The organism is Paenibacillus sp. HWE-109 (assembly GCF_022163125.1).
GTDB lineage: Bacteria > Bacillota > Bacilli > Paenibacillales > NBRC-103111 > Paenibacillus_E.
Map to the genome: position 1 here is coordinate 5940635 of NZ_CP091881.1, position 13554 is coordinate 5954188.

The following is a 13554-nucleotide window of genomic DNA, read 5'->3' on the forward strand; positions in this document are numbered from 1 at the left end:
TGGATAGGAGGACTGATCAAGCAGTTACCCCGTCAACTAGATAAGATTGAGGCAAATGAAAATCCGCATAACATTTATGTGAATTGCTTATAATTTCTATGCTCAGCGTATTTTCTTGCACGAAGGCACAAGATTTACAGAGACAAAGCGGTATCGTTGTATGATAAAAGCCAGTCTTAAAAATCTTCTCTGCACTCGCTTTTACCATAATCGAATTGCATTGAATACAATAAACATTATCTGAATTCATAATATGATATTCCCCCTTGAGTGCTCAAAAAACAGCGATTGTTACAATATGTATATGAATTGATTATAAGATACGATATGTAACATTACAAGTAGGGGAAGCCACTTTTTATGAAATATCAGCATTTAGCAAATCAGATCCAACGTATTCTCGCTTAAATAATTGTCCTGGGTGTAGCTTTTTATAAGCTTTTCGTACTTTTTATTTTGAGTAGCGGCCAGATGATTAATGAAAGAAGATGCTTCCGTACTCGTTTCTTCATCCGTTTTAATAATCGCCTTATACACGTATTCGTTGTCATTATTGTTGACTAGCTTAATTTCACCCACAACTTGAATGGTCTGATTAAACAGGGCAAATTCGAAGCCATAGGTGACTTCATGGTTTGTCGGCAAGCATAGAGAGCTAGTAAAGATAAAATGATATTTCTCAAGTTCGAAAATATCAATGATCGTAAATTTGCTATTGATAAGTTGATTTCGAATTCGAATAATGTTCAATTTTCCTTTAAATGGTTCGATCAATGATAATGTTTCCCTACTCTCAACAGCCATTTATTGAACTCTCCTTTATGATTTCATCTTTTATCTAGTCAAATGAATCTCCGCTTTGCTATAATAATTTCCTGATACAGCCTATAAGCAGTGGATATAATGTTAAGGAAAAAATAAATTGTGAGGGATGATACCTACTTGAAGTATGGAGATCGAATTGCGCAACTACGTGAAAAAAGAGGATTAACACAAGAAGAGTTATCCAATAAAATTGGTATTTCCAGAGCGGCCCTTTCACACTATGAAACAAGTCGCCGAGAGCCTGACTATGAAACGATTAATAAATTCGCCAACTTTTTTAATGTTACGGTTGATTATTTGCTTGGACGAACAGACCAGCCAGAGATGGTTCTTGACCGTGATGTAAGGGAATTCGTTGAACACCTGGATTTAACCGATGAGAGCATCTTGAAAAAGTTCTCACTCACCGTTGATGGCCGGAGACTGACGCCAGCGGAAGCCAAAAGATTCATAGCTTTCGTGAGAGCTGAACGTTCTTTGGAGTAGTTTGCAAGGATTGTATGCTTACGGAAGCCTGAAATTTCTGTGGATCGATCCCTAGCTGTTCAAGAACTTGATGAATGTTCACTAATATTTTTTCTTCATTTTTCATAAAGAAATAACACTCCCAGCGTTCAGATATAATCCTACAGGGTTAACTATAAAGTCACGCCAATATATCTTAAAGTAACAGATGGGGCCGACTGATTAAATAAATCTCTAAGAACAGAAACATTTTTCGTTTTTAGGTAATAGTGATAGCCATACGTTTTGCGGAGCGTGTGTGTACCAATATCAGATAGCCCCACCTGCTTGGCAGCTTCACTCAAAATCCGATAAACCCGAATACGTTTGATAGGGTTGCCAGTGCGTTGAGATGGAAACAAATAGTTGCCTTCGTCCATATATTTGATATAATCCTCAATAAAATCTTTGAGCTGCGCTGAGAGTTGGAATGTCTTTAATTTACCCGTCTTTTCCTCACGAACACTTACAGTCGTTCGATCCCTCACATCTTTTACTTTCAAGGAAAGAAGATCACTTAAATGAAGTCCGGAATTAATACCAATTGTGAATAGCAGCCAGTCTCGAATCGACTGTTCTTTCAATACCGCTTGTATCTCTTCAATTTTCTCTTGTTCTCTAATTGGTTGAACAACTTGCATGAGTTGCACCTCACATTAATTTTAATCAATTTCACCAATTTCGATACTTTTTGTATCTAGATGCCAGTGTCTATTTCCTTAATTTCCCTATCACCTCTCTTTTTGTATTATATGATACGTATTGTATCACAAATTTTAAAAATGATCTATGCCTTTTCTAGTTCTCAAATCCTAATTTTTCATGTATAATTCTTAATAACGAACAATACCAGATGATAACTTATGCGGGAAAGGAGGTCAACTGCTATGTCAAAGTTCGTTAGACTCACTCTCATCTTCTTGCTTTTCAGTGCCATTATGTTTCCTGCCTATGCATCCGCCTCAACAGGCTCCAACCACTCATTGAGCAACAAAAAAAGCGCTGCACAAACGATTAAACAATTGTTTTCCTATTTCTCCGACAAAAAAGTAGTTGAAAAAGATGTAGAAGATTTCTTGAAAAAGAATCCCAAATTTTATAATGACATCAAGTGGAATGATAAAGATTGTCCAGACTCTTTTGACATTTGGAAGAAGTGGTTCTGCTATTAGCATACATATGCTCTGTTGGCTTCAGCCAGCGGAGCTTTTAGGGACTACGTCATCTTCGACTCCAGAATGAAACTAGTGATTTCAGGACGACAATTGAAGCGAATCGGAAATAAGGTTGTTCCAATCCCCCGGTTCGTGTAGGTACGAAACTCACTTTCTGCAAACGTATACAAACCAATAGAATACTTTTGTCCCAGGTCTGGTGTAAAGAGACTACCGTAAAAGGGGATTCGAATTTGGCCGCCGTGACTATGCCCGGACAGTTGCAGATCAACCGGAAACTTGATCGAGGTATCTGCAAAATCAGGCTCATGAGCGAGCAAAAGCACGAAATCGTCCTTGGTTACGCCTTGCAAGGCAAGAGGCAAATTAGGCTTGCCATGGAACATTTCGTCGATTCCGACCACACGGATCCGTTCATTTCCATGCAGGATGGAGTGATTCTCGTTGACAAGGACCGTGAAGCCCGATTTCTCCAGGATGTCGACGACGCCCTTGGCATCCAAACGCATATCATGATTGCCAAGTACAGCGAATTTCCCAAGATGCGCTTGTAGCTGCGACAGAATAGGAATGACGTCACGATTTATTTCACCATAGGTTGAATCAAATAAATCTCCCGTAAAGCAGATGATATCAGGCTTCTGCCGTTGTACCTGCTCAACCATCTCTTGCAATCGAGCTAGACTATAATATTTGCCAATGTGCGTATCACTGAATTGAACAATGCGGACTCCCTGGAATGAAGTCGGGTACCGCGTAAAAGATAATCGAATCGTCTTGTTCTGAATCCAGTATCGTTCACCGAATATCGCATATACCCCAGTCGCTCCAGCTAATGTAACAAGAGCTTTCATTGCAAAAAGGCTATGCTTGAGAAACGCTCTGCGGCTTAGGCCTTTACTTTTCAACGTATCATTTACCTCCTATCCTCCAGAAATGAAGACGGCATATCGGCACCAGGCATTTACTTGTAAAGAAATCGACAAATAACATGATACACTTTGTATAATATTAATATAATTAGGATTGATTTCAGTGAAAAAACATGCAATAATAAGCAATGAGATACGAATCGTATCACAACGGATTGCTATGGAGGGGTTATTGATGAACATGGTAAAACAGACAACAACCGAAGAGTTTGACGCGGAATGGATTCATTTGATTCTGAGTGCACGTAAATTGGGTCTTTCCTTAGAGGATATCCGAGCATTCTTAAGAAGCCCTTATCAGCCCACGAAAAAACCACTTCATTCCCTTGTGAACGATACTTGCACATCCTCATAACATCCAATAATAAAGAATCGCCTACTCATCGTTAGGGCGTTTCATTCTCCATTTATTAAAGTCCAAAAACTCCCTGAATTGCTGCTTATCCACACCAGAAGACATGGCTTCTTTAATGATCGCATACCATTCCTGATCCAACTCTTGATCATTCTGGGCCATTTCTTCTTGATCGTCGATCAATCTTTCGACAGGAACTTTTAAGACGGATGCAATTTTCTCAAGAAACTGAATGGACGGATTCTTCTGAATATCCCGCTCCAAGCTGCTGATATAGGATTTGGCAACGCCCGCACGTTCCGCTAGTTCCGTTAAGGACAAGCCCTTTTCTTTTCTCAATTGTTGTACACGTTTTCCAATCATTTGGGTTCTTCCCTCTTCGTGAAGTAATAATTGCTCATGTTGTTAGTATAACAGAATTTCTTACAACGAACAAATATTGTTTCTTATTAAGAACGATCAAGCAAAAAAATGGGGTAATCAACAGCTGTCAACCCCCATCTATTTTACCTGATCGTCCTGCCATTTCATAAACTCTATCAACATTTTGAATTCATGTATGCGTTCCTTTTCAATTCCGGATTGTTTCAGATAGGCAACGAAATCAATCCACTCTTGATCCAGATGAGCGTTGGTTTCAACATCTACGGCTATTTTTAATAGCGTTTTCAAATCTACTTTCAGAACCAGGGCAATTCGTTCCATCACATGGATCGAAGGGTTCTGTTTTAAATTTCGTTCGATGTTGCTTAAATACGATTTGGAGATACCGGTCCGCTCGGAGAGCTCGGACAGCGTGTACCCCCGTTGTTTGCGAATACTTGATATATTTTGTCCGATCATGACATCCATCACGCCACAACACAACCTCCCTTTTCCTATTTAGTTTGAGTGAATGGTCTGTTTCATCGTCTTTTGGATACATGCGATAACGCGGTGCTGATCATCCTCAGTCATTTGGGAACCGGAAGGCAGACAAATTCCTGTGTGGAACAATCGCTCTGATACATTGTCTTTATCCCTGTGTGCGTAGAATGAAGCTCCTTTGAAAATAGGCTGCAAATGCAGCGGCTTCCATACCGGCCGAGCCTCAATATCCTGTTCACCCAATGCGGCAAGCACTTCACGGACGCTCGTACCTGCTTCCCGCTCTTCAAGCGTCAGAACCGTGAGCCAGCGATTGGAGCGTGTATCGGCTAATTCCGGCATCAACTGGACACCTGGCAAGTACGCTAGCGCCTCTTGGTAGCGATCAAATACACGCCTTCTAGCACTAACGCGATCCTCCAGCACGGCTAACTGCGCTCTGCCAATGCCTGCCAGCACATTACTCATGCGATAATTAAATCCCAGTTGGCTGTGCTGATAATGAGCGGCTTGATCTCTGGCTTGCGTTGCAAAAAATCGGGCCCGCTGCAGCTGCTCGACATCGTCAGAAATCAACATCCCGCCGCCCGAGGTCGAGATAATCTTATTTCCGTTAAAGGAATATACGCCGTATTTGCCAAAAGAGCCGCTGGCTTTACCTTTGTAAGATGAGCCTAGCGATTCAGCAGCATCCTCAATTACTGGAATTCCATAGGCATCACATAGCGCAATAATGTCATCCATTTTGGCACTTTGCCCATACAAATTCACCACAATGACAGCTTTGGGCAAATGACCCTCCCGATCGGCTTCGTGCAGCGCATATTCCAAAGCCTGTGGAGACATATTCCATGTCTCTGGCTCAGAGTCAATGAAAATCGGTCTGGCTCCGCAATAAACGATAGGATTGGCACTCGCTACAAAAGTAAGACTGGAACAGAAGACCGTGTCCCCTTCCTTGACTCCAATCAGCTGCAGCGCCAAATGAATGGCCGCCGTTCCTGAGCTGACAGCCGCGGCATCTTTCACCCCTACGTGCGCAGCAAGCTCCTTCTCGAAAGCATCCACGTGCGGACCCAGCGGAGCGATCCAATTTGTATCAAAAGCGTCCTGGATATACGACATCTCATTCCCGCTCATATGTGGAGGAGAGAGATAAATCTTTTTGTTAGGCGCAGTCATTACGTTGTTTCACAGCCTTCCCGAATTTTCATTAGTAATCTAGCCGGCGTCCCAACTGCCGTCATGTGGGGGGGAATATCGCTAATCACGGTGGCACCAGCTCCTATGACCGCCCAATCGCCTATGTTCTTTCCCGGGATGATGGTTGCTCCTGCGCCTATCATGGCGCCTTCTTCAGCGCGGACAGCCCCCGTCAGCAGCGATTTCGGAGCGGCATGCACATAGTTTCCCATCCGTGCATCATGCTCGACAATTGCACCGGAATTAATAATGGCGTGGTCGCCAATGACAGCATCCGCATTAATAATCGTATGAGCCATAACAACCGTGCCATGGCCAATCGTTGCACTTTTGCTAATAATTGCTGTCTCATGAATCAGTGAAATGTAGCTTTCTCGTGGAAAGCCCAGCTTGTTTACGATCGATTTGCGAATGGCATTATTCCCGATAGCTATAACAAATTTTAATTCCTTCACTCGGTCTATCAGAAAGTGCGCAGAGGAAATTGGACCTGTGTAGACGCCATCAACTAGTTGTAAATTATTGTAACGATCATCCAATAAGCCAATGATCCTGTCCTTACCTCTGGAATGAATGAGTTCCTTCACCACTTTGCCGTGACCGCCTTCACCGATAACAACAATATCCATGCTGCCTCACCTCTTATCAGGAAAGATTGGATCCGGAGAATTTCTCCATCGTGACATGATTGCCATGACTAATACCGTCAGATCTAAGCACTTTCATAACGGTTAAAGCAAGGATTTTCAAATCAAGCAGAAGGCTCTGATTCTCCACATACCAAACGTCCAGCTTAAATTTATCTTCCCACGAAATCTGATTCCTGCCATTTACCTGAGCCCACCCCGTGATCCCCGGTCTAACCAAATGACGTTTCGCCTGCTCCTCCGTGTAAAGCGGTAGATAGTCCATTAACAATGGCCTTGGTCCTACCAGGCTCAAATCACCTTGGATGACATTAACTAATTGCAATAGCTCATCTAAACTATACTTGCGCAGCAATTTGCCAAAAGGGGTTAATCGTATCGAATCTGGCAATAGCACGCCATCACTATCTCTTTCATCCGTCATAGTTCGAAACTTATAGAGATTAATCGGTTTCTCATGGAGTCCTGGCCTCATCTGTTTGAAGATAACGGGTGAACCCAGTTTGTATCTAACCAGAACAGCGACGATGCCGATAATCGGCAGAAATAGGATAAAGAGCGGAACGGCAATCAACAAATCGAATAATCGTTTCATCAGCTATCTACTCCTACAGTCTCATCTAAATAATTTGGATCGAATGCGGTCCAGCTTCCAGGCAAAATAATTTCTTTTCCTGGTCTTCTGTCCGTCCACGGCGACCAACCACCGGTTATTGCTGATCATGAGCTGATCAATGTGGTGCATGCCATCTTTGCGCCAATCGCTCTCCTTATTCGTGCCATGCAGAATGAGCGATACTTCTTCCTCGTCATATTCAAATTCGGACAGTTTATTTATTTTGAACAGCCTCACAGAACTTCCATAATATTGGGAACCGTCTTGTGTATAACGATAGAGATGACTTCCACAGGCGATAAGGCGTCCCCCAGGTCTTGTAATTCGTTTATCATTCGTAATCATCGGGCTTTGAGTATGCTGCATCCATGGCCCCAGCAAGTAATCCGAATGAAATAAGTGAAGGTTGCCTCCTTCTGACCCTGCGAAAATCCACCATTTTTCCTCATATTTTACGATTGAGGGGTCCAAGTAGCGGCCTGCGAATAGCTCGCAATCAATCTCCCATTCTGTAGGAAATTTCTTAGCTTTGTACAATAAAACACGATCTGCCCCTGTCGTTTCCGGCAGCATATAGATCTCTTCTCCGATGACAAATACTTGCGGATACGATAAATGGAATTTCTCGCGCAGCACGATCTGCTGGTACTCCCATTTATCTCCGTCCTCGCTTATCGCTACGCCGATTTCTCCCCGTGCTGACCCTTTGTTAAAAACTTCAAAGAATAAATAGTACTTCAAATTATGCTGGATGATAAAAGGGTCTGCGACAAATTCAGCTTGCACATCACGAACATCGGAAGCTTGCAAAGAGGGTCTATCCATATTCGCTTCAATGTTGCATTCGGAAATCATGTCTTCAGACGGGAATACCTTGATGGACCAAATCTGATCTTCCATTCCCTTCTGCATCAGAGAAAGCAGATTGTACATTTTGCTTAGAGATCTCCTGTTCAAGGCTGACAATCTATGTCCCCCTCAAGACGGAAATGATTTGCTTTTTGATTTCTTCAATCAAATCTTTGGCTTGAAGATGTTCGGAATCCTTGCCCAAACGGTAGACATCCATAACAATTTCTTTCATTTGCTGATTCGTCAACGCCGAAATATCCATGAATACAACCTCATTCTGAATTAGTTAAACTTGATATTGATAAACATCTTTCTGATAACCATAAGGATTGCTCGCTTGCCAGCGCCAAGCATCTTGACACATATCTTCAATCCCCTTCTGAGCGACCCATCCGAGCTCCCTTTCTGCCTTGGAAGGGTCTGAGTAGCATATCCCGATATCACCCTTTCTTCGATTCGTAAAGGTATGAGGAATGGATATACCGGTTGCTTTCTCGAATGCAGTGATAATTTCTTTCACACTGTAGCCGCGCCCAGTCCCTAGGTTATAGGCCTCTATGCCTGATCCTGCCATAACTTTCTCCAGGGCATTCAGATGCCCTCGCGCCAAATCCACGACATGGATATAGTCTCTGACACCCGTGCCATCTGGCGTTGCATAGTCGTTTCCATAAATCTGCAGCTCTTTCAATCGACCTACCGCTACTTGTGTAATAAATGGCATCAGGTTGTTCGGCTTGCCGTTCGGATCTTCGCCAAGACGTCCGCTGCTATGAGCTCCGACTGGATTGAAATAGCGCAGCAGCGCAATACTCCATTCCGTATCGGATGCATGCAGATCCGTCATCATTTCTTCGATCATCAATTTCGTTCGTCCATACGCATTCGTTGCCCCAAGCGGCGCATCCTCAGCAAGCGGCACGCTTTCTGTCGTTCCGTATACGGTCGCTGATGAACTGAAGACAATACGTTTCACCCTGTGCACTTGCATAAGCTGAAGGAGTACGAGGGTGCCTGTCATATTGGTGTGGTAATAACTTAAAGGCTGCTGCACCGATTCCCCTACTGACTTCAAACCTGCAAGATGAATGACAGCATCAATCTGATTCTGTTCGAAAATCGTTTCCATTCCTTGTCTGTCTAAGAGATCGGTCTGATAAAACGGGAATTCTTGGCCTGTTAATGCCTTCATACGTCTGATGGCTTCCAAGCTGCTGTTCGCAAGATTGTCGACAACCACGATGTCGTAGCCGGCACTCAACAGTTCCAAACACGTGTGACTTCCGATATAGCCGGCACCGCCAGTTACAAGGATTGACATTCTTTCTTCCTCCATTCCATTACCATAATTTCAAGTAATCACTTTTATAAATAATATTTAGCGTAATCACATTCTCGTAATAGAAATAAACGGCATAGAAACCTAGAATTGCGTAGTAAATCAGCTTCTGCTGTCTTTTTACAAATAAACTTATGACCCATGAAATCAAGAGAACGTTGTATAGGCCGAAGTAAATTGTGAATCTGGCAAATATCCAGTTCTGTGTGGCAACAGCCATGATCACAAAATTCAGCAATGACATGTTGACTATGTAATCACTTTGCGGGAACATTTCTCTCAACTTGTGTCTGCCCAGATAAGCAAAAATCAGTGGGACAGCCCCAACAGCTACGCGAATGACGCTAGCTCCGCCTTCCTGAAAATTCTTGTATTCGCTGTAATGGGAATCTGCAATGGCCGAGAAGATCGCATCCGACAAAACGTTATATCCCAAAATCAGCACGATCGCCAGAACGAAAAGAACGAATGTCGAGGATGTCCAAGCCTTCCTTCTCACCACAAAATAGATCGGAATGAGAATTAAAGCACTCTCGTGAAAGGTTGAAGCAAAAGCGACAACGAGGAAATACTTCTGCCAGCTTCCCGCAAATAAGTATTTCGTAGCGGCAAACACAATGGCGGATGCCAAGAACTGGCGCACCCCGTTCATGGATACAATGTACAGACCTGAAGTGATGTAAACATAAATGCTAACTTCGAATAATTTGGAATACTTGTATAACACGTAAACGATCAGTACATTCGTTACTAATGCCGTTAGAAATATTAACAATTGCGGATTATCCGTATAGGCTTTCAAGATCATTTGCAAGACACCAAAGCCGATATCTTTCTCAGCTTTCACTTGATCCCAGGTAAATGCATTGAGCTTGTAGGCATACATGTAAAAGAACGTATCCCCAATGTTGTTGCGCAGTCCAGCTATGAGAACGAAGGTTGCCATCACAATGGCGGCCAACCATTTATTAGGCTTCATCACAGAGAGGCCAGAGCCGATCGTCACTGGTTTGGCCAGTTGGCGGGAAAGGAAGGAGGCGATGTAGACGACAATCAGATTAACCCATATGATAGCCATTCAAATGTTCCTTTCGGATGTTTAAGAGGTTCTTGTTTTTCTAATCATGTACCAATAGAGGAAGATGCCCGGGGGAATCGCCAGAAAGGTCAGCCATTTGGCCGGCGTTTCCTTCATGAAGCTGCGATTCCTCGACGTTAAGCTGCTGGATACATAATGAATCGATTGCCGGAATTTAAACAACAAGCTTGCGAAGGGGAGTTTCATCAGCTCTTTGCGGTAAAAAGCAAACCCTCTTGGATTCTTGCGATACTGCTTGAGCATGTTCATGGAGGAGCCGTCTGGCAAATACTCTACATGGCAAAGCACATGATTCATCAGCAGCAATTCATATTGCTGATCCAACATATAGTACTTATAGGCTAAGCCTACATATTTCTCATTTTCAAAAATGGGGTAGGGATAATCCCGCGTCAGTTCCGTTCGATAGACAAGTTTCTTATCTCCAGTAACACCATATTTGCTGTACAATTCGAACAGCGTAGAAGTCTTGCGATCTTCCGGCAGCTTCGTGCCAATCAATCGACCGTCTGTGTAGGCATCCAGCCCGACGATTCCGCTTACCTTCTCGCTTCCATGTTGTGCCCAGAACGCAAGAATGTTGGCAACAGCCTCATCCGGCATATAGTCGTCGGAATCAATGCATACATTCAATTCCGTATTGATTAGTTGATATGCCGTATTATGAGCTCCGTGCATCCCTTGATTCTCTTGCTGATGATAACGGATTTGGATCTCATTCTCGGCTATCCAGCCTGCCACCAACTCGCGCGTATCATCCGCTGATCCGTCATCAATAATGAGCCATATGAAGTCCTTGGACGTCTGTCGTTTCAAACTCTCGTAACATTGCCCCAGACAATAGGCTCTATTGTACGTCGGCGTAAACACTGTCAACCGCTTCACATCATCACCCCGATATGCCTAAATAAAAACCTTCGGTCCACGCTGCTGTACTCTTAATATCGTATCCCTTGCTGGATAAGGAGGAAGCGGGTATCTGGCGGGGGAATGTTCCGGCAATGAGCTGCTTCATTCGGTCTACCCACTCCTTTTTGTCTCCCAGCGACAAGCGTTCTACCAAATGAATGTCCATATCCACTTCTTGCGTAATTCGATCCGATATCAGGCAAGGAAGCCCTGCGCCTTGCGCCTCAATGAGCGTCACCGGAAGCCCTTCGTGCAAGGAAGGGAAAGCAAACATATCGAAGGCTTGCAGCAGCCGCGTAATATCCGTTCGTACGCCTAGAAATCTAACCTTGTCTTGCAAACTCAGTGCTTTAACTCGCTTCTCAATAAGCGCTCTTAGCGGTCCGTCACCTGCTAAAACCAATAGCGTTTCTGGCTTCTCGCGATTCAATTGGGCAAAAATATCGATCAGGAAAGCATGATTCTTCTGCTGAGCGAATCTTCCGACATGTCCAACGACATAGGCATCTGCTGGCAGTTTCAACTCTCTTCTGACCTGGTCTCTTACCAGAGGCGAGAAAGCAAATTTATCACTTTCTATGCCATTCTTGAGAATGAGCGCTTTCTTCTCTTGATTGGTAAATAACCATTGGGCTGCTTTCCGTGAGCATGCTACAAAATGAGTCGCGCAGGATCTGATGAATGTTCCCGCGAACCATTTGTAAGCCTTCGCTGCAACTCCGCCCTCACTGCTCGTATTGTGACTGTGTGCAATCCGAATCGGTGTTCCGGCTTTCTTCGCTGCGCGCAGCACGAATCCACTCATTTTATCCATATGGGCATGAACGATCTTATAGTCGGGATGGGCAGCGAAGAAGTCATCCAACGCTTGAATATACCCTTTATGACCAATATCCGAGACATAGGGAATGCGGTGGATCGTTCCTCCCATCTCCTGAATCTCCGCATCGAAGGCGCCTGTCTTGCAGGTTAGGAAATCAAACTGAACCTTCGTACGGTCCACATTCCGATACAAATTCATCAGGAGGGTTTCGGCTCCTCCGCGGTTCATATTCACAACTACGTGTAGAATTCTTATTGGATTGCCCACATGACATCCACCTTTTCGTCCATGAATAGAGCGTATATCCTGCTCTTCTCTGCCAAAATCTGCTGGATTGCATACCGCTGTTCCACTAATTCGCGGCCTTGCAAGCCCATTTGAACACTTAACTCCTTGTTATGCACAAGCAGCTTCATCTTCTCTGCCATCGCCTCATGATCGTTAGGCGTTACCAGATAACCATTCTGCTCTTCGTGAACCAGCTCATGATGGCCCCGGTTTCTACTGGCAATAATCGGAAGTCCACAGGCCATAGCTTCCATTATATTCACCGGCAACCCCTCACGTTGGCTTGAGGCTACCGCAATATCACACATCGGCAATAACTGATCAATGTCATTGCGATATCCCAGGAAAGAGACGTTCCCGGCAACATCCAGCTGATCAGCGAGTTCCTGGCATTGTTCTTTCAATGTGCCTTCGCCAGCAAGCAAAAGTTTGACGCTAGGAGCAGCAGCTTTGATGAGGGAGAGCGCTCGTATTAGCATCTGTTGATTCTTATTCGAGTTGAATTCAGCCGCATAGAAGAGCAGAATATCATCTGGCTGAAATCCATAAGACCGTTTCAGTTCCCGTTTATCCACCTCACCCACAGGTTTAAAACGTTCTGTATCAACACCCACGCCACGTACATACTCTACGTGCTGAGCGCGGAATTTCCGAGAAACAGCCAATCGGTAATCTTCCTCATTAATGGTAATCAAGCAATCCGTGAAATAAGAAAGAATTTTCTCCAATGGATAATACACCAACCAACTCGCCAGAGAGGAGCCTTGGCAAAAGTGAAAACCATGGGCCGTATAGATGACCCTTGTCCCCTTCTTCCTCGCTGCCCGAGCTGTCAATCGGGCTAATACGCCACCCATCGGCGTGTGGCAATGAATGATGTCGAATTCTTGCTCCTTGATAATGGATTTAAGCTGGGCATACGCCTTCAAGTTCATTAACTTAAAAGGTGATCGCTGTATCGGAAGATTATACTTCTTATCTACATAAGGAAGCTCCATACTTCCTTTAGCAGCAACATGGACTTCCCAGCCCTGCTCTTGAAACCATCTCATATAGGGAATATGAAAGGCTTTGAAGTGATAATCAACCGTCGCACAAAACAGTACTTTCTTCCGCATCT

The 13554-nt window shown here is 43.9% G+C and carries 18 protein-coding genes; 3 read left to right on the top strand and 15 right to left on the bottom strand.

The genetic code is table 11. The annotated features are described in order from the left end of the window. Positions 1 to 375 precede the first annotated feature (375 nt). Positions 376 to 804 carry a hypothetical protein gene (locus tag LOZ80_RS25255; protein ID WP_238167262.1) on the bottom strand — a complete coding sequence of 143 codons (429 nt, stop codon included), beginning with the start codon at positions 802 to 804 and terminating at the stop codon, positions 376 to 378. A 138-nt stretch (positions 805 to 942) separates the two neighbouring features. Here LOZ80_RS25255 and LOZ80_RS25260 point away from each other — a divergent pair, with 138 nt between their 5' ends. Next, the gene (locus LOZ80_RS25260) at positions 943 to 1311 is read left to right on the top strand and encodes a helix-turn-helix domain-containing protein (RefSeq protein ID WP_189009869.1); all 369 of its coding nucleotides are present in this window, start codon (positions 943 to 945) and stop codon (positions 1309 to 1311) included. A gap of 152 nt (positions 1312 to 1463) precedes the next feature. On the opposite strand, the gene LOZ80_RS25265 is transcribed toward LOZ80_RS25260, so the two are convergent. Next, positions 1464 to 1970: a tyrosine-type recombinase/integrase gene (locus LOZ80_RS25265; protein ID WP_238167263.1), complete on the bottom strand. Its 507-nt coding sequence runs from the start codon at positions 1968 to 1970 to the stop codon at positions 1464 to 1466. A 246-nt stretch (positions 1971 to 2216) separates the two neighbouring features. On the opposite strand from LOZ80_RS25265, the gene LOZ80_RS25270 reads away from it, so the two are divergent. Then, positions 2217 to 2501 (top strand): hypothetical protein, encoded by a 285-nt coding sequence (locus LOZ80_RS25270; protein WP_238167264.1) that lies wholly within the window; start codon positions 2217 to 2219, stop codon positions 2499 to 2501. Between the two features lie 44 nt (positions 2502 to 2545). Here LOZ80_RS25270 and LOZ80_RS25275 read toward each other — a convergent pair whose 3' ends face one another. After that, complete coding sequence (locus LOZ80_RS25275; RefSeq protein ID WP_238167265.1) at positions 2546 to 3412, bottom strand: metallophosphoesterase; 867 nt, start codon at positions 3410 to 3412, stop codon at positions 2546 to 2548. A 199-nt stretch (positions 3413 to 3611) separates the two neighbouring features. Between LOZ80_RS25275 and LOZ80_RS25280 the strand changes: the two genes are divergently transcribed. Then, a complete protein-coding gene (locus LOZ80_RS25280) occupies positions 3612 to 3791 on the top strand; it encodes an anti-repressor SinI family protein (RefSeq protein ID WP_229757509.1) in 180 nt (59 codons plus the stop codon). A 21-nt stretch (positions 3792 to 3812) separates the two neighbouring features. Here the strand turns inward: LOZ80_RS25280 and LOZ80_RS25285 are convergent, their stop codons facing one another. The 12 genes from LOZ80_RS25285 to LOZ80_RS25340 all read right to left on the bottom strand — a co-directional run bounded on the left by LOZ80_RS25285 (position 3813) and on the right by LOZ80_RS25340 (position 13552). After that, positions 3813 to 4154 carry a helix-turn-helix domain-containing protein gene (locus tag LOZ80_RS25285; RefSeq protein WP_189009877.1) on the bottom strand — a complete coding sequence of 114 codons (342 nt, stop codon included), beginning with the start codon at positions 4152 to 4154 and terminating at the stop codon, positions 3813 to 3815. Positions 4155 to 4292: 138 nt separating this feature from the next. Continuing rightward, positions 4293 to 4643: a helix-turn-helix domain-containing protein gene (locus LOZ80_RS25290; protein ID WP_238173112.1), complete on the bottom strand. Its 351-nt coding sequence runs from the start codon at positions 4641 to 4643 to the stop codon at positions 4293 to 4295. 30 nt (positions 4644 to 4673) lie between these two features. Continuing rightward, a complete protein-coding gene (locus LOZ80_RS25295) occupies positions 4674 to 5840 on the bottom strand; it encodes a DegT/DnrJ/EryC1/StrS family aminotransferase (RefSeq protein ID WP_238167266.1) in 1167 nt (388 codons plus the stop codon). Continuing rightward, positions 5840 to 6490, bottom strand: coding sequence for an acetyltransferase (locus LOZ80_RS25300; RefSeq protein WP_238167267.1), 651 nt, complete (start codon positions 6488 to 6490; stop codon positions 5840 to 5842). Before LOZ80_RS25300 ends, LOZ80_RS25295 begins: the two co-directional genes overlap by 1 nt. A gap of 16 nt (positions 6491 to 6506) precedes the next feature. Beyond that, on the bottom strand, positions 6507 to 7103 hold the full coding sequence (locus LOZ80_RS25305; RefSeq protein WP_238167268.1) for a sugar transferase: 597 nt from the start codon (positions 7101 to 7103) through the stop codon (positions 6507 to 6509). A 21-nt stretch (positions 7104 to 7124) separates the two neighbouring features. Continuing rightward, the gene (locus LOZ80_RS25310; RefSeq protein WP_238167269.1) at positions 7125 to 8057 is read right to left on the bottom strand and encodes a glucosamine inositolphosphorylceramide transferase family protein; all 933 of its coding nucleotides are present in this window, start codon (positions 8055 to 8057) and stop codon (positions 7125 to 7127) included. 34 nt (positions 8058 to 8091) lie between these two features. After that, on the bottom strand, positions 8092 to 8238 hold the full coding sequence (locus LOZ80_RS25315) for a YwzD family small protein (protein ID WP_189009887.1): 147 nt from the start codon (positions 8236 to 8238) through the stop codon (positions 8092 to 8094). 24 nt (positions 8239 to 8262) lie between these two features. Further along, positions 8263 to 9297 (bottom strand): UDP-glucose 4-epimerase GalE, encoded by a 1035-nt coding sequence (gene galE / locus LOZ80_RS25320; RefSeq protein WP_238167270.1) that lies wholly within the window; start codon positions 9295 to 9297, stop codon positions 8263 to 8265. A 19-nt stretch (positions 9298 to 9316) separates the two neighbouring features. Beyond that, the gene (locus LOZ80_RS25325; RefSeq protein ID WP_238167271.1) at positions 9317 to 10393 is read right to left on the bottom strand and encodes an EpsG family protein; all 1077 of its coding nucleotides are present in this window, start codon (positions 10391 to 10393) and stop codon (positions 9317 to 9319) included. Between the two features lie 21 nt (positions 10394 to 10414). Then, complete coding sequence (locus tag LOZ80_RS25330) at positions 10415 to 11299, bottom strand: glycosyltransferase family 2 protein (protein ID WP_238167272.1); 885 nt, start codon at positions 11297 to 11299, stop codon at positions 10415 to 10417. A gap of 4 nt (positions 11300 to 11303) precedes the next feature. Then, positions 11304 to 12413 (bottom strand): glycosyltransferase family 1 protein, encoded by a 1110-nt coding sequence (locus LOZ80_RS25335; protein ID WP_238167273.1) that lies wholly within the window; start codon positions 12411 to 12413, stop codon positions 11304 to 11306. Continuing rightward, positions 12398 to 13552 carry a glycosyltransferase family 4 protein gene (locus LOZ80_RS25340; protein WP_238167274.1) on the bottom strand — a complete coding sequence of 385 codons (1155 nt, stop codon included), beginning with the start codon at positions 13550 to 13552 and terminating at the stop codon, positions 12398 to 12400. The genes LOZ80_RS25335 and LOZ80_RS25340 overlap by 16 nt, the downstream gene beginning before the upstream one ends. Positions 13553 to 13554 lie beyond the last annotated feature (2 nt).